This window comes from Coriobacteriia bacterium, assembly GCA_013336165.1.
In the GTDB taxonomy this organism is placed as follows: domain Bacteria; phylum Actinomycetota; class Coriobacteriia; order Anaerosomatales; family JAAXUF01; genus JAAXUF01.
The window spans coordinates 126,532-150,007 of sequence record JAAXUF010000003.1 but is presented as its reverse complement, the minus strand read 5'-3'; the positions used below and the strand labels follow the sequence as shown (position 1 = coordinate 150,007).

The 23,476-nt window shown below is 61.1% G+C and carries 28 protein-coding genes and 1 tRNA gene; 21 read left to right on the top strand and 8 right to left on the bottom strand.

Annotated elements, in window-relative coordinates:
* Both HGA39_03670 and HGA39_03665 read left to right on the top strand, forming a co-directional pair.
* Complete coding sequence (locus HGA39_03670) at positions 1-825, top strand: 4Fe-4S dicluster domain-containing protein (protein NTW28445.1); 825 nt, start codon at positions 1-3, stop codon at positions 823-825.
* Positions 826-910: 85 nt separating this feature from the next.
* Positions 911-1,396 carry a hypothetical protein gene (locus tag HGA39_03665; GenBank protein ID NTW28444.1) on the top strand — a complete coding sequence of 162 codons (486 nt, stop codon included), beginning with the start codon at positions 911-913 and terminating at the stop codon, positions 1,394-1,396.
* A gap of 482 nt (positions 1,397-1,878) precedes the next feature.
* On the opposite strand, the gene HGA39_03660 is transcribed toward HGA39_03665, so the two are convergent.
* Genes HGA39_03660 through HGA39_03645 form a run of 4 tightly spaced genes read right to left on the bottom strand, consistent with a single transcriptional unit; the run spans position 1,879 to position 4,785 of the window.
* Positions 1,879-2,742 (bottom strand): ATP-binding cassette domain-containing protein, encoded by an 864-nt coding sequence (locus tag HGA39_03660; protein ID NTW28443.1) that lies wholly within the window; start codon positions 2,740-2,742, stop codon positions 1,879-1,881.
* Positions 2,743-3,540, bottom strand: coding sequence for an energy-coupling factor transporter transmembrane protein EcfT (locus HGA39_03655; GenBank protein NTW28442.1), 798 nt, complete (start codon positions 3,538-3,540; stop codon positions 2,743-2,745).
* Positions 3,541-4,350 (bottom strand): hypothetical protein, encoded by an 810-nt coding sequence (locus HGA39_03650; GenBank protein ID NTW28441.1) that lies wholly within the window; start codon positions 4,348-4,350, stop codon positions 3,541-3,543.
* Positions 4,351-4,356: 6 nt separating this feature from the next.
* Positions 4,357-4,785: a transcriptional repressor gene (locus tag HGA39_03645; protein ID NTW28440.1), complete on the bottom strand. Its 429-nt coding sequence runs from the start codon at positions 4,783-4,785 to the stop codon at positions 4,357-4,359.
* Between the two features lie 144 nt (positions 4,786-4,929).
* Here HGA39_03645 and HGA39_03640 point away from each other — a divergent pair, with 144 nt between their 5' ends.
* Positions 4,930-5,175 carry a DUF3343 domain-containing protein gene (locus HGA39_03640; protein NTW28439.1) on the top strand — a complete coding sequence of 82 codons (246 nt, stop codon included), beginning with the start codon at positions 4,930-4,932 and terminating at the stop codon, positions 5,173-5,175.
* A gap of 11 nt (positions 5,176-5,186) precedes the next feature.
* On the opposite strand, the gene HGA39_03635 is transcribed toward HGA39_03640, so the two are convergent.
* The gene (locus HGA39_03635; protein NTW28438.1) at positions 5,187-6,224 is read right to left on the bottom strand and encodes a L,D-transpeptidase family protein; all 1,038 of its coding nucleotides are present in this window, start codon (positions 6,222-6,224) and stop codon (positions 5,187-5,189) included.
* A gap of 199 nt (positions 6,225-6,423) precedes the next feature.
* Here HGA39_03635 and HGA39_03630 point away from each other — a divergent pair, with 199 nt between their 5' ends.
* The 3 genes from HGA39_03630 (at position 6,424) to HGA39_03620 (ending at position 9,554) form a co-directional block, all read left to right on the top strand.
* Complete coding sequence (locus HGA39_03630; GenBank protein NTW28437.1) at positions 6,424-7,329, top strand: peptidoglycan-binding protein; 906 nt, start codon at positions 6,424-6,426, stop codon at positions 7,327-7,329.
* Positions 7,330-7,668: 339 nt separating this feature from the next.
* Positions 7,669-8,397 (top strand): hypothetical protein, encoded by a 729-nt coding sequence (locus HGA39_03625; protein NTW28436.1) that lies wholly within the window; start codon positions 7,669-7,671, stop codon positions 8,395-8,397.
* Between the two features lie 95 nt (positions 8,398-8,492).
* Positions 8,493-9,554: a PilT/PilU family type 4a pilus ATPase gene (locus tag HGA39_03620; GenBank protein NTW28435.1), complete on the top strand. Its 1,062-nt coding sequence runs from the start codon at positions 8,493-8,495 to the stop codon at positions 9,552-9,554.
* Here HGA39_03620 and vanZ read toward each other — a convergent pair.
* On the bottom strand, positions 9,551-9,946 hold the full coding sequence (vanZ, locus tag HGA39_03615; GenBank protein ID NTW28434.1) for a VanZ family protein: 396 nt from the start codon (positions 9,944-9,946) through the stop codon (positions 9,551-9,553). The two genes, HGA39_03620 and vanZ, sit on opposite strands and share 4 nt — an antisense overlap.
* A 91-nt stretch (positions 9,947-10,037) precedes the next feature.
* Here vanZ and HGA39_03610 point away from each other — a divergent pair, with 91 nt between their 5' ends.
* Together HGA39_03610 and HGA39_03605 are read left to right on the top strand one after the other, a co-directional pair.
* A complete protein-coding gene (locus HGA39_03610; GenBank protein ID NTW28433.1) occupies positions 10,038-10,976 on the top strand; it encodes an EamA family transporter in 939 nt (312 codons plus the stop codon).
* A 48-nt stretch (positions 10,977-11,024) separates the two neighbouring features.
* Positions 11,025-11,327: a DnaJ domain-containing protein gene (locus HGA39_03605; protein ID NTW28432.1), complete on the top strand. Its 303-nt coding sequence runs from the start codon at positions 11,025-11,027 to the stop codon at positions 11,325-11,327.
* Positions 11,328-11,343: 16 nt separating this feature from the next.
* Here HGA39_03605 and HGA39_03600 read toward each other — a convergent pair whose 3' ends face one another.
* Entirely contained in the window at positions 11,344-11,532 is a 189-nt protein-coding gene (locus tag HGA39_03600; GenBank protein NTW28431.1) for a 4Fe-4S binding protein, read from the bottom strand.
* Positions 11,533-11,698: 166 nt separating this feature from the next.
* On the opposite strand from HGA39_03600, the gene HGA39_03595 reads away from it, so the two are divergent.
* The 4 genes from HGA39_03595 (at position 11,699) to HGA39_03580 (ending at position 13,518) form a co-directional block, all read left to right on the top strand.
* Positions 11,699-12,166: a RidA family protein gene (locus HGA39_03595; GenBank protein ID NTW28430.1), complete on the top strand. Its 468-nt coding sequence runs from the start codon at positions 11,699-11,701 to the stop codon at positions 12,164-12,166.
* A gap of 43 nt (positions 12,167-12,209) precedes the next feature.
* Positions 12,210-12,286 (top strand) — tRNA-Pro (locus tag HGA39_03590).
* A 63-nt stretch (positions 12,287-12,349) separates the two neighbouring features.
* Positions 12,350-13,036, top strand: coding sequence for a DUF2085 domain-containing protein (locus tag HGA39_03585; protein ID NTW28429.1), 687 nt, complete (start codon positions 12,350-12,352; stop codon positions 13,034-13,036).
* Between the two features lie 92 nt (positions 13,037-13,128).
* On the top strand, positions 13,129-13,518 hold the full coding sequence (locus tag HGA39_03580) for a hypothetical protein (protein NTW28428.1): 390 nt from the start codon (positions 13,129-13,131) through the stop codon (positions 13,516-13,518).
* Positions 13,519-13,533: 15 nt separating this feature from the next.
* Here HGA39_03580 and HGA39_03575 read toward each other — a convergent pair whose 3' ends face one another.
* Positions 13,534-13,977, bottom strand: a complete 444-nt coding sequence (locus tag HGA39_03575) for a hypothetical protein (protein ID NTW28427.1) — start codon at positions 13,975-13,977, stop codon at positions 13,534-13,536.
* 101 nt (positions 13,978-14,078) lie between these two features.
* Between HGA39_03575 and HGA39_03570 the strand changes: the two genes are divergently transcribed.
* From HGA39_03570 to HGA39_03530, 9 genes are all read left to right on the top strand, one after another.
* Positions 14,079-14,882, top strand: a complete 804-nt coding sequence (locus HGA39_03570) for an SAM-dependent chlorinase/fluorinase (protein NTW28426.1) — start codon at positions 14,079-14,081, stop codon at positions 14,880-14,882.
* 94 nt (positions 14,883-14,976) lie between these two features.
* Positions 14,977-15,981: an HD domain-containing protein gene (locus tag HGA39_03565; protein NTW28425.1), complete on the top strand. Its 1,005-nt coding sequence runs from the start codon at positions 14,977-14,979 to the stop codon at positions 15,979-15,981.
* 114 nt (positions 15,982-16,095) lie between these two features.
* Positions 16,096-17,220 carry a CBS domain-containing protein gene (locus HGA39_03560; protein NTW28424.1) on the top strand — a complete coding sequence of 375 codons (1,125 nt, stop codon included), beginning with the start codon at positions 16,096-16,098 and terminating at the stop codon, positions 17,218-17,220.
* 122 nt (positions 17,221-17,342) lie between these two features.
* The gene (locus HGA39_03555) at positions 17,343-18,005 is read left to right on the top strand and encodes a redox-sensing transcriptional repressor Rex (protein ID NTW28423.1); all 663 of its coding nucleotides are present in this window, start codon (positions 17,343-17,345) and stop codon (positions 18,003-18,005) included.
* 70 nt (positions 18,006-18,075) lie between these two features.
* Positions 18,076-18,288 (top strand): twin-arginine translocase TatA/TatE family subunit, encoded by a 213-nt coding sequence (gene tatA, locus HGA39_03550; GenBank protein ID NTW28422.1) that lies wholly within the window; start codon positions 18,076-18,078, stop codon positions 18,286-18,288.
* A 20-nt stretch (positions 18,289-18,308) separates the two neighbouring features.
* The gene (locus HGA39_03545; protein NTW28421.1) at positions 18,309-18,515 is read left to right on the top strand and encodes a twin-arginine translocase TatA/TatE family subunit; all 207 of its coding nucleotides are present in this window, start codon (positions 18,309-18,311) and stop codon (positions 18,513-18,515) included.
* 169 nt (positions 18,516-18,684) lie between these two features.
* Positions 18,685-19,158: a transcription elongation factor GreA gene (gene greA, locus HGA39_03540; protein NTW28420.1), complete on the top strand. Its 474-nt coding sequence runs from the start codon at positions 18,685-18,687 to the stop codon at positions 19,156-19,158.
* A 4-nt stretch (positions 19,159-19,162) separates the two neighbouring features.
* A complete protein-coding gene (gene lysS, locus HGA39_03535; GenBank protein NTW28419.1) occupies positions 19,163-20,704 on the top strand; it encodes a lysine--tRNA ligase in 1,542 nt (513 codons plus the stop codon).
* Positions 20,705-20,897: 193 nt separating this feature from the next.
* Positions 20,898-23,471, top strand: a complete 2,574-nt coding sequence (locus HGA39_03530) for an ATP-dependent Clp protease ATP-binding subunit (GenBank protein NTW28418.1) — start codon at positions 20,898-20,900, stop codon at positions 23,469-23,471.
* Positions 23,472-23,476: the final 5 nt, after the last annotated feature.

Here is a 23,476-nt window from a genome sequence, read left to right as displayed (position 1 = left end):
ATGAAAACACTCTTGGTCGATCCGGCGCGCTGCGTGCAGTGCTGCAACTGCCAGATCTCCTGCAAGGATGAGCACTGCGACAACGACTGGTCTCCGATCGCAGCACCCCAAGGTCCGAGTCAGTTCTGGATCCAGATTCGCGAGCACGAGTCCGCCACCGGCGCACGCGTGAAGATGGAGCGCACGCCGGTCATGTGTCAGCAGTGCGCGAATGCGTCCTGCATGACGGTCTGCCCCGTGGGTGCGATCTACCGCCGAGACGACGGAATCGTGATCATCGATCCGACGAAGTGCACCGGTTGTGGCGCATGCAATGACGCCTGCCCGTACGGCGCCATCTATGCAAACGACAAGCTCGGTATCTCGCAGAAATGCACCATGTGCGCGCACCTTTTGGACGACGGCTGGAAACAGCCCCGCTGCGTCACCTCCTGCCCCAGCGACGCTCTGTCGTGGGTAGACACTGATGACCTTACCGAGGAGAACCTTTACGCGCCCCTAGAGCAGCTCAAGGCAGAGACCGGGAACGACCCGCAGGTCGTCTACGTGAACCTGCCCAAACCGTTTGTGGGCGGGGAGGTCTGTTCGCCAGCAGGGGATGCCAGCATCGATGGCGTGAAGGTCACAGCCACTCACCAGGTCACAGGCGCAACGTTCTCGGATGTCACAGACAACTACGGCGACTTCGACGTCACCGGGCTGAATCCCGGGTTCTACACCCTGTCTTTCGAGAAGGACGGCTTCATTCTCAAAGTCATCAAGAATCTCGACCTGCGGGAAGCGCTGAATGTCGGCGAGGTCAGAGTCTACGTCACTAGCAAGTAGTCATTCACGTCCCCTACTCCGTCCTGACGGAGTAGGGGAGAGCACATCTAACTCATAGAATCGGATGCTCGGAAGGGGAAGTGAGATGCGCAAATTTATGTTCGGGCTCACTATCAACATCTTCGTTTCGTTCTTCATCTCGATCGTCGTGAGTATCGCTATACCAATCGTCATGGCCTCGCCGATCAGCATGGCGATTCTCCAAACCGCCGTGCCTTGGGGGACCCTGATAGGCACTGCGTTCGCCACGATCTTTGCCATTGGTCCGATCAGCGAGAAGTTCTCGGCATCGATCGGCGCCAAGAGGGGCACGGCTGACTGGCTTCTCACGAGGAACATGCCGATCATCACGATCATGCTCGTCGTCATGTCGTTCTTCATCTGGGGAATCATGACCGGCTTTGGGGATGCTATGGGGATGGCGTTCGTCGATCGCTGGCTGCGCCCGATTCCCGCGCTGTGGCCGATCGCCTACGTCATGAGCGTCCTGCTCGATCCGATCTGCGTCTGGCTCGCGATCAAGCTGGTTGGTGCCCCTGGTCCTGCTCCCGCCATGGCGCCTGAGGCGTAGACCGAGGCTTGCGTCGCCGGGCAGTGGCACCTGCCCAATGTCATGGGCAGGTGCCACTCAAGGAGTCAGCATTCGATCCATACACTATATGAAAGGAAAAACAAGATGTGTTTCAGACCGCCGACCGCCAAAGTCGAGAAGAACAAGTGTCATGAATGCGGCGCCGAGAATATGATTGGTGTCACCGTCTGCGCTGAGTGTGGTGCTGCAATCGTCTCAACAATGGTCGTTGCCGCCGCAGTGCCCCCCAAGGGCGCGCCGCCGGTTTCTGGTGCCCCAAAGGCTCCCAGTGCACCAACAAGGCCGCCGAGTGCAACATAATCAAAGGCCTCTGCAGTTTGGGTGACAGCAAATCACCGGCCCGGGGCTCCGCAACTTGGAGCCCCTGAGCCGGCGATTTGCTTGAAGTCGAATCGTGGAGGGTTGGTTCGCGCTGTATCTCTTCGACTTCAAGCGTCTGCCATTGATGGCGCGATTCCCTTCTAAGCGCCTTCGCGCCACTCCAACAGCGCCTCTGCCGCTTCGGCGACAGTGAGCCGAGCGTCCGGCGTGTCAGGAGCCGCGGCTCGCATCTGCGCGAACAGCTCGGCGAGCACCGGCGGCCTGATGTTGCTGCGCGCCATCAACTCGGCCTGCGCGAAGACCTGCTCGGGCGTGCCGCGCAACACGATCTCGCCGCCCGGCGCCAGGATGTAGGCGAAGTCGGCGAGCTCGGCGACTGAGTCGATATCGTGCGTCGACATGATGACGGTGACACCGCGATCCTTGGCGAGCCGTTCGATGAGAGTGACCAGCGCCTCGCGAGCTGCCGGGTCCAGCCCCTCGAAAGGCTCGTCGAGCACCAGCAGCTCCGGTTCCATCACGAGCGCTCCCGCGAGTGCGACCTTGCGTTTCTCTCCGCCTGAGAGATCGTGCGGCGTGCGCTCGGCAAGCTCGCTGATGCCGAGCAGTTCGAGCGTAGCCGAGACCCGCTCAAGCACGTCCTTCTCGGCGAGGCCGTACTGGCGGGGCGAGAATGCGACGTCGTCGAAGACGGTGGGCATGAGGAGCTGCTCGTCGACGTTCTGCAGCACGACACCGATCCTGCGGCGGATCGCGGGCCACTCGTCAGCGGGGTCGACATCGAAGACACGCACTTCGCCCTCCTGCGCCTTGAAGAGTCCGAGTATGTGGTAGAGCAGCGTCGTCTTGCCGGAACCGTTTGCGCCGAGAAGGGCTGTGCGCGTGCCCCGGAGCGCGACAAAGTCGATGCCGCACAGGTGGACGCTGGTACCGTCCTCGTAGGAATGCCGCACGCAGGAAACTCGCGCGATTTCGGTGGCTGAGGCGGGCGACATGGGCGTCATCTAGATCCTCCGTCGGGCGAGGGGGGCGGCGGCAAGAAGTGCCAGCGCGGGAATCGGCAAGAGCCAGCTGTACGCGCTCAGCGTGGGCGTCCCGAAGCGCCAAGCGATGGCGGTCGCAAGCATGAGCAGCGCGGCTGCGAGTAGCGCTGCATCCCGGCGACGGTTGCGGCTTCTCGGCAGGGTCGCGCGCAGGCGACCGGAGTAGCCGCGCAGCCGCATGATGTCGTAGTCGCGTTGGGCGAGGTCGAACGAGTAGAGCATCAACCCGCCAAGCGCTCGGACGCTGGAGCGCGCGGCCTGCACGGGATGCGTGCCACGCACACCGGAGCGCAGGCGCACGGCACGCAGTAAGCTGTCGAACTTGCCCAGCAGCAGGAACATCGCGCGGTACGTCATGAGCAGCGCGTCTCCCACGATTCCGGGCACCACGCGCTGCACGGGAGCGAAGATCTGCGGGTATGGCGTGGTCATGACGACGGTCACGGCGGCCAGCCCTGCCGAGAGTGCTTTCATGACGATGACGACTCCGGTGAGGAAGTCGGGGGCCGAGGCGAGCGCGAAGATGACGGCGAACAGCCCTGGGTAGGCGGCGAGTGTGAACGCCACACGGAGCCGCACGCCCGCCGAGACGACGCAAGCAACGAGCGCCAGCAGCAGCGCACAGAGGGCGAACACGTTCCAGCTCACAATGATGGCGGCCAGCACGAGCGCAAACGCCACCAGCTTCGAGATCGGCGAGACGCCGTGCAGCCAGCCAGCTCCTGTGGTGGCCGAGCGGTCGATGGCTCCGATGTCCATCTAACGCCCCCCGCTCTCATGGCCGATGGTCCGATGCTCGAGCGCAGCCTCGCCGGGCGCTCTGCCCCAAAGCAGCCCGGGCCGCATTCGTGCAATGTAGCCCAGAATCCAGGCGGTGATGAGCGCTTCGATCATCCAGCCTATCGAGCCCAGTGTGTAGACGATGGCCGCGAACCGCTTCACAGAGAGCGCCGTCTCCTCGGCAGCCGGATGCTCGCCTCCCGAAAAGAGCTCCACGCTCACGATTCCACCCGTGAACGGGTTCGCAAACGAAAGCGTCGTGGGGTTCAGGGCGCCGGTCTCGCGCGCGGTTGCGGCCCCGCCTCCCGAAAGCGCGACCAACCCGACAAGCAGCGTGGTCGTGATCGCCAGCGTGACGACTGTCGCCGCAGCGGCGGCAGGACGCACCCGCGTGCGTGACAGCAGGCGAACCCCCGCCCGGAACAGCGCCCAGCCTAGGATCATCTCGGCGGAGGTCATCAGCATATTGAGCCCGAGTACGGTTACCCCGCCATGCCCCAGCATGGCGAGCACGATCTGTACGATGAAGGCGGCGATCACCGAAAGCACCGGGCCGAGGAGCACACCAGCAACGACAGTCAGGTTGATGTGGTAGGCGATGGGCACGATCTCACTCGACATCGCCACCAGCATCAGCGCCGAGAGTACCGCGAGCAGAGGCACCTTGCGCCGCACATCCGCGCGCTCAGAGTAGCGTCCGGCCGCGATGACAAGCGCCAGCGCGAGCAGCCATCCCGGCAGCCACAGCCACACCGGGAGTACGCCGTCAGGTATGTGGATGTGCGACATGGGAGCCTAGCCGTCCGTCCGGCGACAGTCGGCGCACAGGCCGTAGAGCGTGACCTCGTGCCGGGTGATGACGAAACCGTCCTGTGTCGAGGCCGCTGTCGAACCGCCCGGCAGGGGGCATTGGGTCGCCGAGACACGCCCACAGCCGTCGCAGACCAGGTGGTGGTGATGGTCGTCCTCGGCAAGGCATCGCGCGAAGAGTGCACTCTCGCCGCGCTGGCCCACTCGCTCCAGCCAGCCGCTTGCCTCCAGTGCTGTCACCGCACGGTAAACGGTTGCAGTGCCCATTGCGCAATCATGCCGGCGCACGGCCTCAGCGAGTTCTGATACCGTGAAGGCGCCCTTGAGCGACTCGGCTACTTCGACGATCGCGCGTCGTTGCGAGGTGGCGCGCCCCCCGGAGAACGCCGTGTCACGACACTTCACATGGCTCACGAGGCTCCCTTCGATTCGGCCGCGCTGCAGCAGTCTTATTGAGAATGATTCTCAATAACCTGCAGTATACCGCGGGCTGTCCGCTTGCGAGCGTATGATTGTGCGGCAACGTCTGCATCTCTTGCCCAAGGGGAGGATCGCGCGATGGTACCTGGCGATGCCGATGAGTCCTGCACATTCGCTGTCTTCGGATTCGCTTCGACGCATGACGCACTGTCCGCCGAGGCGATTCTTGCGGACATGGGAGTCGACGCGGTGCCCATTGCGCCCCCGGTAGCGACTGGAGCCCCGTGCGGCATAGCCCTGCAACTCGACGCGGCAGAAGCACGGCGTGCTCGCGGCTATCTTGAGGCGGCCGGGATCACAACCTCAGTGACCTACCTCGACTAAGCGGGGCGCGCCTACTTGCGGATGTACACGGGCGTTCCGACGGGCACCAGCTCGTACATCTCCTCGATGTCTTGCTGATACATCCTCATGCACCCATGGCTGGCGGCTGTGCCGATCGAGCCGGTGTCGCTGGTTCCGTGGAACAGAATGTAGGGGGCGCTCAGGGCTAACGCTCTGGTGCCCAGCGGGTTGCCGGGTCCCGGGGGAATCGTTGCAGGCATGTCCTTTGCCCAGTCACTGCCGGGGTTTCCCCACGTTGGCATGTACTGCCTGTCGACGACCTTCCAGTCGCCGACAGGCGTGGAGTATCCAGACATTCCGACCGCACACGGGTACGTCCTTATGAGCGTGGCGCCGTCGTAGAGCCGAACGCGGCGCTCTGAAAGCGATACGACGATGGTCTTCCCGAAGCTCAGCTCAGTCACCGCCGCAGGGGTGAGCTTGACGCTCAGCGGGACCTTCTTTGTCTCGCTCGTAAGTGCCTTGACAATCGCGGCAGTCGTCGCAGTCTGATCGACCGTCACTCCAGGTGACGATGGCTGGGCGACAAGTTCGTAACCAACAATCTCACGCGTGGCATCTACCGGTTGCGTATCGACTTTCGACGCCACGTCGGCAACCCACGACTTCACCGCGCTTTCATCGATCGAGAACTCGGTCGTTACGTTCACCGACAGCGAGCTGCCGAGGAGATCATGCTGAAGGCGGCCGAGAAACGGTGCGCTGCTGCGCGACGAATACGCCTGCGCGAGCATCTTGTCGACGTCAATCGATACCGCGGGTTCGGGGTCAAAGGTCAGGGCCTGTCCGCTTGCGTCCACGGACACCTCCGCCAACAGCGGGGTGGAAACCGCAGTCGCGATGGTGCTGCGGGCCTGAGCCGCGTTCATGCCTGCCAGAGAGCGCTCCGCGACAACGACTCCGTTCGGCACGGTCTCCCGGCTTTGGAAGTCGTTGATTGCCGCCCAGGTCATGGCTCCGGCCGCAGCAAGCAATGCCATGGCCATGAACACCCCGAGTATTCGTACCAGAACGTGAAGTGCCTTCATTCTTAGAGTTCTCCCGTAGGACGCAGACATATCGTTGGGCACACTATACAGGCTTACGCTTCTGTCGAGGCGCGCAAGGACGTGATGCGGATTTATTGTGGTGTCACGTTGTAGGTTGTTCCCCGCGCCATGGCCGAGCGATTCTTCGTGTTAGACTTCGACAGCGACTTTCTTGCCGATTCGAGGAGTTGCGCCTGCAATGAGAGCAGTGCGACCCAGTGACCGCGGTCCCGCCGTAGAAGATATTCAGCGCCGCCTGCTGGCCCTTGGTTACGACCTTGGCCCGACGGGTGTCGATGGCGTGTTCCTCGGCAAGACCGCGGATGCCGTGCGCGTATTCCAGCAGGAAAGGCATCTCGCCGAGGATAGCGTTGTGGGCGAAAGCACGTGGGCTGCTCTAGTCGATGCAGGATTCACGCTTGGCGACCGGATGCTGTATCTACGGTTGCCCCATTTCCACGGAAACGACGTGCTCACGTTGCAGTGTGCATTAAACGTCCTTGGTTTTGCCTGCGGCCAGGCCGACGGTATCTTTGGCACGTTCTGCGAGCGGGCTGTGCGCGAGTACCAACGCAACGTCGGCTTGCCGGCCGACGGCATCGTCGGGCCCGAGACATCAAACACCCTGCTGAACCTGCGGCATGTGTGGGAAGGCAAGGACTCTGGCGCACATTCCGCGGCACGCACGAAGCCGGCGCGAATAGCAGATGTACTGAAGCGGGTTCACTTGATCGTCTTAGGAGATGACGCCTCAGGCGCGCGCGTTGCTCGGCGCCTGGTCAACCTTGCGCAGGCTAGTGAGCCAGAAGCCTTGATACGGTTCGGCATTGAGGGTGAACAGCCGCCGGCAAAGACGGTTGTGTTCCACCTGTTGGGATGTGGCACGACACCTGCTTGTGGGAAGCCAGTGGTTCGTATGGATGGCGCCGTGGCGCTTTCCTCCCGTTTGTTCACTGCGTTGTCGTCGGTCAGGTCCGGATGTCCGGATCTTGTTGTCGAACTTGGCGACACAGGCGAAGATGAAGAGAGAAAAGACCAGAGAGCAGCCGTTCTCCTCCTCGATGCCATATGTCTGGCGTTCGACCGGGATCCGTCCGGATGGTAGAATCGCACCGGCTTCTCCTCTGACTGTATAGGAGGAAACGAACTGAAGAGCCCTATTCGCACGCTATCCGCCCTCTTGCTAGCCGTCGCGCTCGTCTTCGCGGCGGCCGCTCCGGCCTTCGCAGTCACGTCTGCGGAGAAGCTGGCTCAAGCAGCGGTCGCCAAGACGAAGGTCGATGACCTCAACAACCAGTATGAAGTGGCTCAAGACAACTACAACGTTGCGAACAGCAAGCATGAAGCTCTCTTGGCACAGACAAAGACCGCGCAGGCGCGCGTCGATGCGGCTGAAGCGCGCCTCAAGCAACTTCAGACGCATCTGTATACTCGCGTGAACACCATGTATCGCCAAGGAGTTCTTGGGGTACTCGACGTGCTTCTCGGCGCGCGAACCTTCGAACAGTTCGCTTCCACTTGGGACGTCCTCAAGGAGCTCAACAAGTCGGACGCCAAGTACATCGCCGATACCAAAGCGGCGCGTATCGAGGCTCAGGCCGCCCACGAGGATCTGGCGGCCAAGGAGAAGGACTCGGCCGCGCAGCTTGCGATCATGGACAGCGCGAAGAAGAGCGCCGCGCAGAATCTCGCCGACGCCAAGAAGCTCCTCACCGGCATCGAGGCGGAAGTCGCGCAGCTTCAGGCGCAAGAAGCGGCTGACAGGGCTCGTCAGGCCTCGTCATGGCAGAGCGGCTCAGGTGGAGGCAACTATCCGCCTCCGACGCACGCAGCGCGCAGCGAGGTCGTCAACATCGCTAAACAGTACCTTGGCGCGCCCTATCGTTGGGGTGGTTCAGGGCCCAACTCCTTTGACTGCTCGGGCTTCACGATGTTCGTGTACTCGCAGGTCGGTGTTGATCTTCCGCATAGTGCGGCAGCCCAGATCGGTTATGGGGAGCGCGTGTCGCGGGCGGATCTACAGCCGGGCGATCTCGTCTTCTTCGGGTCGCCGATCGGCCATGTCGGTATCTACATCGGCGGGGGCATGATGATCGACGCACCTCACACCGGCGATGTTGTGAAGATCCAACCTGTTGACCGAAGCGGCTACGTTGGGGCATGCCGTCCGTAGTGGGCTGTCCGGCTCGACATCATGTGTGTCTTTTCGGGATGGGGGCGTGATCGTTCGTGCCGGAGATCGATAGTCTGCTCAGGACCGTGTGCGACATGGGTGCTTCCGACCTGCATCTGAAGGTGGGGAGCCCTCCCGCGGTACGCCTGTACAAGAAGCTTACCGTTCTTGAAGACATGCCTGTCATGACTCCGGAGCGGGTGCGCGAGCTTGCGGTCGGTTTCATGACCGAAGAGCAGTTCGCGGCCTTCGAGACCCGGCATGAGATCGATTTCGCGTACTCCTTGGCAGGGCTCGCCCGTTTCCGGGTCAACGTGTTTCAGCAGCGGGGTACTATCGGCATGACGCTGCGCCGCGTTGCCACGCGACGGGAGACGTTTGAAGAGCTCGGCCTGCCACCCGTTCTTCGCCAGCTCGCCAACGAGCCACGCGGCCTGGTTCTCGTCACGGGGACGGCAGGATCAGGCAAGACAACGACTCTCGCATCCATCGTCGATCACATCAACGAATCTCGAGAAGGACATATCGTCACGATCGAAGATCCGATCGAAGTACTGCACGCCGACAAGCGGTGCATCGTCAATCAACGCGAAATCGGCGTTGACACCGCGAGTTACGAAGAAGCCCTTCGTCACGTTGTGCGTCAGGATCCCGACGTGATCTTGATCGGCGAAATGCGCGACCTCGAGACCGTCTCGGCTGCTATGTCGGCGGCAGAGATCGGGAAGTTCGTGCTTTCGACTCTGCATACCGTTGACGCCACGGAGACGATAAGCCGCATCATCGATTTCTTTCCCACCCACCAGCAGACGCAGGTCCGACTCTCTCTCGCGGCAAGCCTGAAGGGCGTGGTGTCCCTTCGGCTCATCCCGGACACCCAAGGCGGACTGGTGCCGGCGGTCGAGGTGCTCGTCATGACCGGCACGATCCGCGAATACATCGTGGACCCCGAGAAGACCCAGCTTATCCGCGACGCAATAGCGGGTGGCGGCTACTATGGCATGCAGACGTTTGATCAGTCCCTGCTGGCCTTGTACAGGGAAGGGCGGATCACGCTTGAGGATGCTGTTGCGACGGCGCACAACGCGCATGACTTCCGCATCAAGATTCGCCAACTCGGAGTTGACCCCGGTCGACTTGGGCACGCAAGCGCCTAGCGCATTTCGGCCGAGATCTCCGCAGCACGCCTCTTGGCTCGGCCCCTGCCAAAGAGCCAGGTCAGCGTCGCGCCCCCAAATGCTCCGACCGTGTCGAGCGCCCAGTCGCTCATATCCGGAGTCCGCATGAAGACGAACTGCTGGTGGAACTCGTCGGCGGCGCCGTAGAGTGACGCGAGCAGGACGGCCAGCCCGAAGGCGACGCCCACTCGCCGATCAACCCGCAGTGCGAGGGACAACAATATGCCGAGCACGGCATACTCGCCGAGATGGCCGACCTCGGAGTAGCCACCGGGAATGATGGAGCCAGGCAGTGAGGACGCGGCATAGATGCCGCCGGCCCATGCGACCGTGAAGAACCACAGAATTGGCCTGCTCACACGCTTGCTCATCGACTCGACTCCGTTCGATTGGACAGTGGCAGTCTATCATCACGAGTTCGAAAGACGCATTCGGCTTGACTTCGCGGCAAGAGGTCTGGGAGTGTGGATCCATTCAATCGACCGAAAGCGGCATCTCGTGACACGCAGGCAATCCCTCATCATCGTCATTGTCTCAGCAGCGTGCTTTGGCACGCTCGCGGTGCTGACGCCGCTTGCCTACGGGCAAGGCGCGACTCCGCTTCCGCTGTTGGCCTGGCGTTTCCTGTTCGCATCGCTTCTGCTCGGCACGGTTGCGTCTCTGCGAAACAAGAAGGCCCTGCTGGTTCCGCGCTCCGATCTGGGGCGGTTTGCCGTCCTTGCGATTGCGGGATATGGAGCCGCCTCGATCTGCTTCTTCTTTGCACTGAAGTTCGCCGACGCATCGGTGGTCGCCGTATTGCTCTACGCGTATCCGGCGATTGTCACGGTCGTGAGTTGGCTTGCCCTCGGCGAGAAGGCCACGTGGCAGCGCGGTGCGGCGGTGTTGGTGACGTTCGTCGGGTGCGCGCTGGTCGTGGGGCTGTTCGGCGGCGCGGCGCACGCCTCGTGGCAGGGCGTGGCGCTCGGCCTCGGTGCAGCAGTCACCTATGCCTCGTTCAACCTGTTGTCGCACCGGTGGCTTCCCGGGCGATCGCAGATGGTGATGATGACGTACACGTTCGCCACGGCCGGGGCGATGGCGGCGGTTCTCGCGCTGGTGCTCGGGCAGTCGCTCTCGCCGGGCAGTTGGCATCCAGCGGTATGGTGGTTGCTGGGTGTCATAGTGCTCGTCCCGACGTTTGTCGCGATAGTCCTCTACCTGGAAGGAATCCGGGGCTTGGGACCGTCACAGGCAGCTGTCGTATCCACACTCGAGCCGCTCTTCACCATGGTGCTGGCGTGGTTCGTGCTGCATGAACGGTTGACGGCGCCGCAAGTCTTGGGCGCGGTGCTCGTCTTGGCAGGTGTTGCTGCGGCCGAGATCGCCGCGCGCATGACCGCGGAACCTCCCGCGGTATGATATGCGCTGTCCGCGGGCTGCGGATCGCTCTTCTTGGAAGTGGGTAGGATGGGAAACGTTGACTTCTACAAGACACTTCAGATAGCTCGGCATGCCGAGCCTGAAGTTGTTGAGCGCGCATACAAGGCATTGTCGATGAAGTACCACCCCGACAAGGTCGAATCGGCCGAGCGCGAGCGAGCCACTCGCCGAATGCAACAGATCAACGAGGCGTATCAGACGCTGCGTGACGCCGAGAAGCGCCGGCGCTACGACAGAACGCTTCCGACTGACGCTTCAGGAGACGCTTGGGACCGGTTCTGGGAGCGGGGGCTCCTCGGGCTGTTTCTGGATCGCTATCTGCCCCGGTGATGCCCATTTTCTGCCATCATTGGTCCAGATTGATGGCCCCTCGCGCACAGACTCTCATACAAATGCCACATCCGGTGCACCGCTCCTGTCTGACTACGAACGCTCCGGATTCCTGCACGATCGCCCCCTGAGGGCAGACCCGCCGAGCAGGGCACGACGGGTTCTGATCGCATTTCGGCCGTTCGATGAACGCTCTTTCTGCCATTGGGACCGTCCATGTTCTCTTGTAGTGTCGTTACCGCTACTCTGTCTTCAGAGTAAGATTCTTTGTGACCATAATACCCCAAGGGGTATATGAATCGCAATCGGGAAGCAGTTTGCTTTCTGCACAAAGGCTGAATGTGCTTTCGGGTCCAAAGAGAGGCGAGTCTATGGGCGTCGTTGACGATCGTCTGGCGAGCGAAGGATTGGTTCTGCCTGCGGTGGCGCCGGCACTGGGATCGTATCTGCCAGCGGTGCGGACGGGATCGTTGGTGTTCACAAGCGGCCAACTGCCCGTGGTCGAGGGTGTCCTAGAGGTCGCGGGCGCTGTCGGAGGGGAACTTCCGGCCGAAGTGGCTGCTGCAGCAGCTCGACGGTGCGCGCTCAATGCGCTTGCGGCTGCATCCACTGTCTGCAGTCTCGACGAAGTGACGCGCGTGGTGAAGGTCACGGGCTATGTCGTATCGGCTCCCGGATTCTGTGGACAGCCCGCAGTGATCAATGGGGCGAGCGAGATAATGATCATCGCGTTTGGCGAGGCGGGCCGACATTCGAGGGAGGCGGTGGGCGTCGCAGAACTGCCGCTGGGCGCTCCGGTTGAGGTCTCGCTCGTGCTCGAAATCGGCTCGGCGAGCTGACGTTTTGCGATTCTGGCGGTGGCATGTTAGCATGGCGCCCGCCCGGGATGTGGCTCAGCTTGGTAGAGCGCTCGGTTCGGGACCGAGAGGTCGTGGGTTCGAATCCCGCCATCCCGACCATCCGGACATGACGGCAGGTCGCCTTTCGCGGCCTGCCGTTTCAGCTCTTCGGGGTAGGTAGGTATGCTGCAGTCATTTCTTTGCTGGCTCGGATATGGGCTATGCCATCAGCTGCCGGAGCGTTCGTTTCTTGGCGGCGGAATCCAGCTGCCTGTCTGTGCGCGCGACACCGGGATCTACATCGGCATAGTGGTCTCGCTTGCCGTGATCGCGCTCCTGCACCGGGGGAGTCACCCGAGGGAGTTCCCTAACGTCGCAGGGTGGGTCGCCGTCGCGGTCATGATTGGTGTCATGGCGGTTGACGGCGTAACGGAATACTCTGGCCTGCGTTCCACGACCAACGACTTGCGTCTGATCACCGGGCTTGCGGCCGGGTTTGCCCTAGGGGCGATTCTGGCGCCCATCCTCAACGACGAGGTATGGTGCAGCAGTTCTGCCGAGCGGGTGCTCGCGCCCGGTTGGCGACTTGCGGTCTGGCTGGGTGCCGTTCCCGTGAGCTTTGCGCTCATCCGATGGGGCGCGCCCGTTCTCGGCGAGGTCTATCCCATTTTGACTGCCGTGGCGATCATCGGCGCTTTGTGCTGTGTGAATCTCGTGATCCTGTGCGTGCTACCGCCCTTTGAGAGAAGGGCGACCAGCCTGAGGGATCTTTGGCCTGTGCTCGTGGTTGCCTTGGCGCTGTCTTTCGCCGAAATATGGGCGGCAGGCGCGATGCGCCACTTCCTTGAATCGCTCGTCGCTCGTTTCTAGCCAGGTTCCGAGCGGTTTGGCGACCCGTCAGGGTGATGTCAGAGTCTGCAGGTAACCTTCATTACGAACATAAGTTCGAATGGAGGTGCCAGATGATTTCGATTCAAGGCAGTCTGTGTGCGGATGGCGCGTACCTCGACGCACTGGTGGAGGCTGCATGCAGACGCGAGGTTCCCTTGCCGATTGCAGAAGAAGCCAACCGAGCAACGGTAATGATGTTGCGCCGCTCAGGTGCGGGTCTGGCATCGCCATCTGCGCGACGTAGGGCGCGTGCCTACTTCGACGCCGTAGTAAGACGACGGGTGATGCGCGACGCATCGGCGCGGTGCGCATCGGCCTGCTACATCGTGGCGGCCGAAGTCGCGGACCTACAGGCTTCGGGTCGGGATGGCGAGGGCATCTGGCAGGAGATCGAGCGAGGTTGGCGCGACCGTGTCTCGGGAGAGGTGCTGGAGCATTTTCGGATGAGGCTTTGCGGCTAGAAGCGACGGCAGGTGCTACTGCGAGCCTGCGAAGATGACAGTGCCATCCAGCCCCAGCACCCAGAGGCGTTTCAAGGTCAACGGGGCACCTACAGGACCAGTGGCTTCGACGACGATCAACGCTCTCGTGCCATTTACCGCAGCCCGTTCAACGTACACTGGGATGCCGCGCATGTCAGCAGGAAATGCATTCGTGATGATGCTCGCAGCGTCAGCGGCTTCCCCGCCCTGCCGGCGGAGCGCCGTCAAAGCGTTGTGTCGCATCTCCACCACGTTCGGATCGACCTGTTTGGAGATTGCGGTGATGTCGACCTGGGCATACAAGGATTTCACCGACTCGTCTGAGTAGGAGGCACCACGGTCCAAGTAGGTCGGAGCCTTCGCCGAGCAGCCCGGCAAAACAGCGGCGGCGAGGAAGCATACTGCGATTAGTTGCCAAGTCTTCATCGTGATCGGCATGGAAACCTCCTAGTGGATGGGTAACACCATATCAGACGGAGAATGCGCGTTCGCTCTTTGTCCGTCAGGTCGTAGAAAACGCTGGAAGAAGGTAGCGACTCGTGCAGATAATCTCCTTTGTCTCTGACTTTGGCCTGATGGATCCATCGGTCGGCGTGTGTCATGCGGTGATCATGCGGGCTTGTCCGCAGGCGCATATCGTTGATCTCAGTCACCACGTGTCGCCTTTCGATATTCGCGCTGGTGCGGCGATGGCGGCAGCCGGCGTCTATCAGCTTCCGGACGCAATTCATCTCGTAATGGTAGATCCCGGCGGGGGAGCGGGTGGTCGAAACCTATGCATACTGACGAAGACAGGCGCGCGCATTGTCGGCCCCGACAATGGGGTTCTGCTACCTGCTGCACTAAGGGCAGGCGGGATCCGTGCCGTCTTTGCCCTCGACCCGGCCAAAATCAACGGTCGTGGCCCGCATGCTACGTTCCGCGCACATGATGTGCTCGCACCGGCTGCCGCTGCGCTTGCCTGCGGGGTTAAACCGGAGTCATTAGGTGAATCCGTGGACGAGGATTCCCTTGTGCCGGCTCCGTTTGGGAGCTACCGCGTGGAAGACAGGTACGTTCTATGCGTAGTTCTTGAGTCGGACCGATTTGGCTCGCTGCATTTCAACATTCCGGTTGAAGACATTTCAGAATTGGGCTTGGGTGTCGCCAAGATTAGCGTGGATCTTGGTCACAACAATCTCGTCGTTCCGTTCTGTCAGACATACTCCGACGTTCCTGACGGAGACCCCGTATTCCTGAGTGACGCTTCGGGCTGGCTGACTCTTGCGGTGAACCGGGGAAGCGCAATCGACCGTTATGGGGTGGAAACGGGGACAAGCGTGAGGATGAAGGCGACCGGCTGATCAAGTCTTCTCGGCGTCTTCAGAATGTCAGAGCTCAAAGCTACCTTCTGACATGAGGCGCAGTGATGCGCGGATTGCGGAGAGGCAGCGCACCATGAAGAAGGACTATGTCAACGAGCTGGCTGAGGGCATGAAAGTCGACGCCCCCTTTGCATTGCGCGCAAAGGAGGTGCGCTCGTCTCGAGCCGGTGATCCGTACCTGAGCCTTGAGCTTGCCGATCGTACGGGCCAGTTGCCGGCGGTGCTGTTTCGCCCCTCAGGAGGGGCCTTGGCGGTTCCTGTCGGGTCCGTGGTACATATCCAAGGTACGGTCACGGTGTATCGGGGAATGAAGCGCATCTCAGTCGTTGCGCTCACTCCTGCCGAGAATCACGATCCTGCAGATATGATCGCCGCTGGGGTCTCATCGATCCCCGAACTTCAGGCGCAGTTTCGGGCATTGGTTCGAAGTGTTTCGGACCAAGGAATGTCGCGCGTGTTGCGAGCGGTGTTCGGCGAGGCTCGATACTTTGGGCTATTCTGCCGTTGCCCCGGTTCGCAGTCGCATCACCATGCGTATCTCGGGGGATTGCTTGAGCATTCGGTCGCAGTCGCAAGGCTCTGTGTCTCCCTTTCGGAGCAGTATCCCGCTGTCGACCGCGACCTGCTTGTCACAGCAGCCTTGCTGCACGATGTCGGCAAGTGTGACGAGCTGTCGTTCGAGACTGCGATTGAGTACACAGACGAAGGCAGGCTAGTCGGGCACGTCGTGCTCGGCATGAGGCGTTTGCACTCGGCGGTTGAACGCGTGGGAAGACAGCTGCCCGCAGAACGTGCCATGCAGCTTGAACACGCGGTTCTCTCCCATCACGGGGAGTTGGAGTGGGGCTCGCCGAAGAAGCCTTCCACTCTCGAGGCTCTGCTGCTTCACCATGCAGACAACCTCGATGCCAAGGCCGCCGGCTTCTCCTCGCTGCTTCGCGGTGCGGCGCGCGCAGATGAGGTTTGGACGGACGCTGCGAACCTGTTCCGCCGTCCGCTGTATGCACCCAAGGCTGTCGAGGACGACAGGCCTCACGCGGTGGACGAGGACGCCCAGTACTCCCGGCTTACGGCGTGAAGTGGATAGGTCGGCCCATCCCGAGAACAACCGCCGAAGGGGCTGCAATGTAGCCCTTCGGGGTATGAGCATTCTGGATGTGCGGACGAAACGGATGGTCTTCAGGAGGCGCGAATGTTCGACGTTCCCTCTATTCGTCTTGGCAAGATCTTCGGTATTCCATTCGAGATTAACTTGAGCTGGACGATCATCTTCACTCTCGTCGCGTTCACGTTGAGTAGCGGATACTATCCCGCGATTCCGGCTGCCCACGGTGCCCCATCGTGGCTATACGCCTTGGTGGGCGTAACGACGACGGTTCTCTTCTTCGGGTCCGTCCTAGCGCATGAACTGAGCCATTCGCTCGTGACGCGCGCCCAAGGCGGCAGCGTGGACAAGATCACACTGTTCGTATTCGGCGGGGTAGCGCAGATCTCCGAGGAACCCGCGACTCCGGGCAAGGAGTTCTTCATGGCCTCCGCCGGGCCTCTGAGCAGCCTGATCATTGCTGGGCTGTGCTATCTAGGCTACGTGATCGCGATTGCGCGTGGAGCTGCGTGGTGGGCTTGGGCGCCTTTGCAGTATCTCGCGACCATCAATCTCTTCCTGGGTGCTTTCAATCTGCTCCCGGGCTTCCCCCTCGACGGTGGGCGGGTCTTTCGCTCGGCCGTCTGGGCGGTTACAGGTGATTCGTCCAAGGCGACACGGTGGGCGGCGCGTTCGGGACAAGCTATCGGATGGGCAATGGCCACGGTCGCCGCACTGATGGTGTTGGGCGGTCGCACAGACTTCATCTGGTTTGGGTTAGTCGGTTGGTTCATAGCGTGGCTAGCCGGAGCTTCCTACAGTGAGCAGCAGCTGAAGACTCGCATTGCCGATGCGGTTGTGGGCAAGGTGATGAGCCCGAATCCCGACTATGTATTGGGTGAGATCAGTGTAGAGGCGCTCGTTCAGGAGCACCTGCTTGGGAGAAGGCACAGCCGCTATCCGGTGATGCACGGCGGGGAGATCGTCGGCGTTGTGTCGCTGGCGGATGTGAAGTCCGTGGCTCGAGTGGACTGGCCTCGCGTGTCAGTGATCGACATTACGAACCGCAACCTCGCGAAGCTTAGTGTCTCGGTCAACACTCCGATCGTCTCAGTTCTTGGGCGTCTTGCCGGCGAAAGCCCGGGTGCGCTTCTTGTGGTGCGCGACGGCCACCTGGCCGGCATAGTCACTCGATCAGATGTACTCAGGCTCGTCCAGAGTACCGATGTGTAGGGGTAGCTTGCACTTGCACGGCGCGCGCGGATCCGCTCGGGTGCGCACATACAGGCGCTTGCAGGCGCCTGTTGCAGTGGCTACGATGACGGTATCGTCCGGCAACGATTCGGGGTCCTTACGTGGCTATTCTTGCGCGGAATCAGCCCATACCGCACGGAGTCATAGAACGCCTGCCTTCGTATCTCAACGTGCTGCTTCACTTGAGAAATGGCGGGGCGCAGACGGTCTCATCGGCTCGGCTATCGACCCTTACTGAGGTCAATGCCGCACAAATACGCAGGGATCTTGCGCATTTCGGGCAGTTTGGGAAGCGTGGGGTGGGCTACGAAATCACCATGCTCACCGATCGAATCCAGCGGATTCTGGGCTCTGATCACGAGCAGCAGGTGGCGGTGGTTGGGGCAGGACACCTCGGCTCGGCCATCGTGCAGTACGACGGACTCCGCACTCACGGGTTTGTGGTCGGCGCTTTGTTTGACAACGACCCCGAGAAGGTCGGCACCCGAGTGGGTGGTCTTACGGTCATTCCCGTCACCGAGCTTGAGCGCGTAGTGTCCGAGAAAGGCATTCGTTTCGGCGTTCTGGCCGTTCCCGCCGATTTTGCGCAGAACACAGCCGATCGTCTTTGCGCCGCTGGTGTCCGCGCGATAGTGAACTATTCGACAGCTTTCGTAACCGTGCCCGAGACCGTCACGCTGCACAACACGGATCCGGTCCGGGAGTTGCTACACACCCTCTACTATCTATCTGAAGCAGAAGGAATAGCAGGGTCGCTGCACTGATGGTAAGCTAGTTGCAGAGTAAACCGGCCGAGGGCATATCGGCTGATTCAAGGATACGTTGGAGGCACTCATGAAGCTCTTCGAGCCACAGGTTCTTATTATCATCTTGGTTATCGTACTTTTGATCTTTGGCCCCAAGCAGCTTCCGCAGCTGGGCAAGTCTCTCGGCAAGACGATGAAGTCGATCCGCGATGGCGTTGAGGGCAAAGACGAGGATGCCGAAGCGGGCGATGAAGCCGAGGCCAAGTCCGAGAAGAAGTCGGAAACCGCTTCCAAGAGCTAGGAACAGCGAGAACCGTGAAGATCCTTGAGCCCTATGGTTTGATTCTGATCGGGATTGTTCTTCTGATCCTGTTCGCGCCCAAGCGTTTGCCCGATCTTGGTCGGTCGTTTGGCAAGACGATGAAAGCGTTTCGCGAGAACATCAAGAGCGACAGTATCGTCGAGGCCGAGCACGCCCAAGGGCCCTCGAAGTCGGTCAAAGCCGAGACGGGTGCCAAGCATTCTTAGCGGTTCAAGCGATTGGGTTTTTCCGAGTTGGGCTGGGTACTTGTAGACGCCCATCGTTCGTATATACTTTCGGGGACATTTAGCGGGCTGCTCACCTTGAATAGGGGGGCAGCTCTCGCGTTGTCGCAGTCATTGTTTACCGCGAGTGTCTGACACGGGGGTTGCCCTTATGAATAAAGAGATCGCTCTTACGCCGGAAGGTCAGGCGAAGCTTGAAGAAGAGCTTCGACACCTTGAGACTGTGCGTCGGCGAGAAGTCGGAGAGCGCATCAAGGAAGCAAAGGAGTTCGGAGACATATCCGAGAACTCCGAGTATGACGACGCCAAGAACGAGCAAGCGTGGGTTGAAAGCCGCATTATCGAGGTCACGCAGATACTTGCCCGTGCCACGATCATCGATGCGCCTAAAAAGAATCCTGACCGCGTGACGCTTGGCAGCAAGATCGAGCTGGAGTCGCCAGGTGGCGCGGTCAACACATTTCAGCTTGTCGGCTCGGCAGAGGCCGACCCGGCGAATAACAAACTCAGCAACGAGTCACCCGTTGGGCAGGCTATTCTCGGCCGCAAGAAGGGCGACAGCGTGGCCGTCACGACACCCTCGGGCAAGGTCATCGAGTATCGCGTTCTCGCGATATCCCGATAGTCCGATGAGCGAGAGCGAGCACATCAACCCCGATCCGTCCGCTGCAGTTGTGGACGATCCGTTTGCCGTCAGGCGCGCCAAGTACGATGCGCTGTTGGCGGCGGGCGAGGAGCCGTATCGGGACAGCTGGCCCGTGTCGGCTCGTTCAGCAGAACTCGAGGAGCGCTACTCGGCGCTTGAACCCGGCGCGGATACCGAGGAGATCGTGTCTGTCGCTGGTCGCCTAGTGGCAAAGCGGGATCAGGGCAAGATCGTGTTCCTCGTAATCCGCGATTCGACGGGGGACCTGCAACTCTTCACGAGAATCAATGTGTTGGGCGAGTCGGGCTTCGAGGTGGTGAAAGACCTCGATCTGGGTGACTGGGTTGGCGCGACCGGAGTGGTTCTGAGGACTCGCCGAGGCGAGCTCTCGGTGGCGCCGACGCAGGTCGCGCTCCTCTCGAAGGCCCTGAGGCCGCTTCCCGAGAAGTACCACGGCCTCTCCGACACGGAGACGCGCTATCGTCAGCGCTATGTGGACTTGATCGCGAATCCTGAGGTGCGCTCGGTCTTCGAGACGCGGTTCCGCGTGATTGCGGCGATCAGACGCTACATGGAGTCGCTCGGCTATCTTGAGGTCGAGACGCCCATGCTGCACCCGATCCCCGGCGGCGCGACGGCTCGCCCATTCATCACTCATCACAACGCATTGGACATGCCTCTCTATCTGCGCATCGCTCCGGAGCTTTACCTGAAGCGGCTGCTCGTCGGCGGGTTCGAGCGTGTCTACGAGATCAACCGTTCGTTTCGAAACGAAGGCGTTTCTGTTCGCCACAACCCGGAGTTCACCATGATGGAGGCGTATCAGGCCTTCACGAACCTCGAAGGCATGATGGATCTGACCGAGGGACTTGTGCGCACGGCAGCAAGCGAAGTCCTAGGCACGACGGTGATCACCTATCAAGGCGTCGATGTGGACTTGGGCGCGCCTTGGCGCCGGGCGACCATGATTGACCTGACAAGCGACGCAGCCGGCGAGGATGTGTCCTTCGGGCGTTCTGTTGGCGATCTCAGCGAACTGTGCGCCAAACACGAAGTGCCGGTGCAGCCATCTTGGGGCAAGGGCAAGCTCATCACCGAACTCTTCGAGAAGCTCGTGGAGCGTAATCTCGAACAACCGACGTTTGTCACGGAGTACCCGCTCGAAACGTCGCCTCTTGCCCGAAAGAAGCCCGGTCAGCCTGAGCTCACCGAGAGATTTGAGTTGATTATCACCGGCCGAGAGTTCGCAAACGCCTTCTCTGAACTGGTGGATCCCGTGGATCAGCGAGAGAGATTCGCCGCGCAAATCGAGGCCAAGACAGCCGGCGATGACGAGGCGATGGGGTATGACGAAGACTATCTCCGGGCGATGGAATATGGCATGCCCCCGGCGGGCGGCATGGGCATCGGCATCGATAGGCTGGTCATGCTGCTGACCGATTCGCCCTCGATCCGCGACGTATTGCTGTTCCCGCATATGCGTCCGGAAACCCAAAGCCGCCCGGTCGAAAGCTCCGGCAAATAGCTGGCTTAGTGGCCCCGCTCCGAGATTCGCGTAGAAATCTAAGTGTGGCAGACTCACATTTGTGGCATTAGGCTTGCTTCTTCATGCGAAACTGCAGTCTGTGTCGGTGTGGACGGGTATACTCCACAATATAGTCAAGTATGGGAGTCTACCGGTCGTCCCTACGGCCGTTCCAGATAGGAGGCCCGGGCATATGTTCGAGCGATTCACTGAGAAAGCCAAGAAAGTCATCGTGTACGCGCAAGAAGAGGCGCGTCTGCTCAACCAGAACTACATCGGTACCGAGCATCTTCTTCTTGGGCTGATTCGCGAGCAGGATGGTATCGCCGCACGCGCCATCGAGTCGCTCAGTATCTCCCTGGAAGACGTGCATGCCCAAGTTGAGGACCTTATCGGCCGGGGGACGTTCGTGCCGACCGGACACATTCCGTTCACGCCGCGGGCCAAGAAAGTTCTCGAGCTTTCATTGCGCGAAGCGTTGCAGCTCGGGCACAACTACATCGGAACCGAACACATCCTGCTGGGCCTTATTCGCGAAGGCGAAGGTGTTGCCGCGCAGGTGCTGCTCAACCTCGGTGCCGACCTCGACAAGGTCCGCTCGGCAGTGATCCAGCTTCTCTCCGGTCACTACGGCCGTCCTACAGAGGCGGGTGAGGAGAGACGCGGAGGCAGTGGTAGCGGGAACAGCATGCTCGATGAGTTCGGGCGCAACTTGACCCGTCAAGCTCGTGAGGGCAAGCTCGACCCCGTCATCGGCCGAGAGCGCGAGATCGAGCGCGTGATGCAGATCCTGTCCCGGCGTACGAAGAACAATCCCGTCCTCATTGGAGAGCCCGGAGTGGGTAAGACCGCTGTCGCCGAGGGTTTGGCCCAGCGGATTGCCAACGACGAGGTTCCCGAGACGATCAAGGACAAGCAGCTCTACACACTTGACCTTGCGGCACTTGTCGCGGGCAGCAAGTACCGCGGCGAGTTTGAGGACAGGCTCAAGAAGGTCATAAAGGAGATTCGTGAGCGCGGCGATATCATTCTGTTCGTTGACGAGATGCACACACTCGTAGGTGCGGGCGCGGCTGAAGGTGCCATCGATGCGGCCAGCATCATCAAGCCCGCATTGGCACGCGGCGAGCTCCAGACTATTGGGGCGACCACACTCAACGAGTATCGCAAGTACGTGGAGAAGGATCCGGCCCTTGAGCGCCGTTTTCAGCCGATCACCGTCGGCGAACCCTCGCCTGAGGAGACGGTCGAGATTCTCAAAGGCCTGCGTGATCGCTACGAGGCGCACCACCGCGTCAGCATCACCGACGAAGCGCTTCAGGCCGCGGTAACCCTTTCAGATCGCTACATCTCGGATCGGTTCCTGCCGGACAAAGCCATCGACCTTGTCGACGAGGCCGGCGCGAAGATGCGCATCATGATGATGACGGCTCCTCCCGGCGTCAAAGAGGTCGAAGAGCGGCTTCGCCGCGTCCGTGCCGAGAAGGAAGCCGCAATCGAAGCGCAGGAGTTCGAGAAGGCCGCCTCGCTGCGCGACAGCGAAAAGCAGGTTCTCGGCGAGAAGCGTGCTGTGGAAGAGGAATGGCTCAAACCCGACAACCACAGGGTCGTCGAAGTGACCGAGAAGGAGATCGCCGAGGTCGTCTCGATGTGGACAGGCGTTCCCGTCACTGCCCTCACTGAAGAGGAGACAGAAAAGCTCTTGCGCATGGAAACCGTGCTGCATGAGCGGATCGTCGGTCAAGACGAAGCAGTGACGGCAGTCAGCAAAGCCATCAGGCGCTCGCGTGCGGGCCTGAAGGATCCGAAGCGTCCTTCGGGGTCGTTCATCTTCTTGGGCCCTTCAGGCGTAGGGAAGACGGAGCTCTCGAAAGCGCTCGCGCAGTTCCTGTTCGGGAGCGAAGACTCCATGATCTCGCTCGACATGTCGGAGTACATGGAGAAGCACACGGTTTCGCGCCTGATAGGCTCGCCTCCGGGATACGTTGGGTTCGACGAGGGCGGTCAGCTCACCGAGCAGGTCCGCCGCAAGCCATACTCGGTCATCCTGTTCGACGAGATCGAGAAAGCACATCCGGATGTGTTCAATGTCCTTCTTCAGATTCTCGAAGAGGGCCGTCTTACCGATGCTCAAGGACGGCGCGTGAACTTCAAGAACGCCATAGTCATCATGACAAGCAACATCGGCGCGCGCGACATCGTAAAGAATAAGACGCTGGGGTTTGCTCCGAGCAGTGCCGGCGGCGCCCTTTCGTACGACACCGTCAAGGATCGAGTAACCGGCGAACTGAAGAAGGCATTCAGACCTGAGTTCCTGAACCGCGTCGACGACGTCATCGTCTTCCATGACCTGACTCCCGAGCAGATCGAACAGATTGTCGATCTCATGGTGGACAGACTGAGGGATCAGCTGCTTCTGCAGGGCTTCGGGATCACGCTCACCGCGGAGGCGCGCAAGCTGCTGGCCGCCGAAGGCTTCGATTCAACACTCGGAGCTCGGCCGTTGCGCAGGGCGATCCAGCGCCTGCTCGAAGACCCGCTCTCGGAGCAGATCCTCGCGGGCAACTGGACTACTGGCGACGTGATCGAGGTATTCGTCGAGAACGACCGACCTGCGTTTCGCCGTGGAGAAGGACGCATCGTGGTACCGGTCAAGGTTCCGCGAGAGCGCAAAGCGGAAAGTGACATGCGACCGGGGGTGACTGCGCCGAATCGCGGCTCTGCGGCGGGCGGCAGCCACACTCTCGGCAGCTTGTCGGGCGAGTAGCCAAG

Excerpts from the sequence above, each read along its gene's own strand:
- HGA39_03625 (NTW28436.1), top strand. The coding sequence starts at position 7,669 with ATGTATCGCCAAGGAGTTCTTGGGGTACTCGACGTGCTTCTCGGCGCG.
- HGA39_03640 (NTW28439.1), top strand. The coding sequence starts at position 4,930 with ATGGTACCTGGCGATGCCGATGAGTCCTGCACATTCGCTGTCTTCGGA.
- HGA39_03560 (NTW28424.1), top strand. The coding sequence starts at position 16,096 with ATGTTCGACGTTCCCTCTATTCGTCTTGGCAAGATCTTCGGTATTCCA.
- HGA39_03665 (NTW28444.1), top strand. The coding sequence starts at position 911 with ATGCGCAAATTTATGTTCGGGCTCACTATCAACATCTTCGTTTCGTTC.
- HGA39_03595 (NTW28430.1), top strand. The coding sequence starts at position 11,699 with ATGGGCGTCGTTGACGATCGTCTGGCGAGCGAAGGATTGGTTCTGCCT.
- lysS (NTW28419.1), top strand. The coding sequence starts at position 19,163 with ATGAGCGAGAGCGAGCACATCAACCCCGATCCGTCCGCTGCAGTTGTG.
- HGA39_03600 (NTW28431.1), bottom strand. The coding sequence starts at position 11,532 with ATGGCAGAAAGAGCGTTCATCGAACGGCCGAAATGCGATCAGAACCCG.
- HGA39_03565 (NTW28425.1), top strand. The coding sequence starts at position 14,977 with ATGAAGAAGGACTATGTCAACGAGCTGGCTGAGGGCATGAAAGTCGAC.
- vanZ (NTW28434.1), bottom strand. The coding sequence starts at position 9,946 with ATGAGCAAGCGTGTGAGCAGGCCAATTCTGTGGTTCTTCACGGTCGCA.
- HGA39_03630 (NTW28437.1), top strand. The coding sequence starts at position 6,424 with ATGAGAGCAGTGCGACCCAGTGACCGCGGTCCCGCCGTAGAAGATATT.
- HGA39_03620 (NTW28435.1), top strand. The coding sequence starts at position 8,493 with ATGGGTGCTTCCGACCTGCATCTGAAGGTGGGGAGCCCTCCCGCGGTA.
- HGA39_03580 (NTW28428.1), top strand. The coding sequence starts at position 13,129 with ATGATTTCGATTCAAGGCAGTCTGTGTGCGGATGGCGCGTACCTCGAC.
- tatA (NTW28422.1), top strand. The coding sequence starts at position 18,076 with ATGAAGCTCTTCGAGCCACAGGTTCTTATTATCATCTTGGTTATCGTA.
- HGA39_03585 (NTW28429.1), top strand. The coding sequence starts at position 12,350 with ATGCTGCAGTCATTTCTTTGCTGGCTCGGATATGGGCTATGCCATCAG.
- HGA39_03635 (NTW28438.1), bottom strand. The coding sequence starts at position 6,224 with ATGAAGGCACTTCACGTTCTGGTACGAATACTCGGGGTGTTCATGGCC.
- HGA39_03650 (NTW28441.1), bottom strand. The coding sequence starts at position 4,350 with ATGTCGCACATCCACATACCTGACGGCGTACTCCCGGTGTGGCTGTGG.
- HGA39_03575 (NTW28427.1), bottom strand. The coding sequence starts at position 13,977 with ATGCCGATCACGATGAAGACTTGGCAACTAATCGCAGTATGCTTCCTC.
- HGA39_03655 (NTW28442.1), bottom strand. The coding sequence starts at position 3,540 with ATGGACATCGGAGCCATCGACCGCTCGGCCACCACAGGAGCTGGCTGG.
- HGA39_03605 (NTW28432.1), top strand. The coding sequence starts at position 11,025 with ATGGGAAACGTTGACTTCTACAAGACACTTCAGATAGCTCGGCATGCC.
- greA (NTW28420.1), top strand. The coding sequence starts at position 18,685 with ATGAATAAAGAGATCGCTCTTACGCCGGAAGGTCAGGCGAAGCTTGAA.
- HGA39_03670 (NTW28445.1), top strand. The coding sequence starts at position 1 with ATGAAAACACTCTTGGTCGATCCGGCGCGCTGCGTGCAGTGCTGCAAC.
- HGA39_03660 (NTW28443.1), bottom strand. The coding sequence starts at position 2,742 with ATGACGCCCATGTCGCCCGCCTCAGCCACCGAAATCGCGCGAGTTTCC.
- HGA39_03530 (NTW28418.1), top strand. The coding sequence starts at position 20,898 with ATGTTCGAGCGATTCACTGAGAAAGCCAAGAAAGTCATCGTGTACGCG.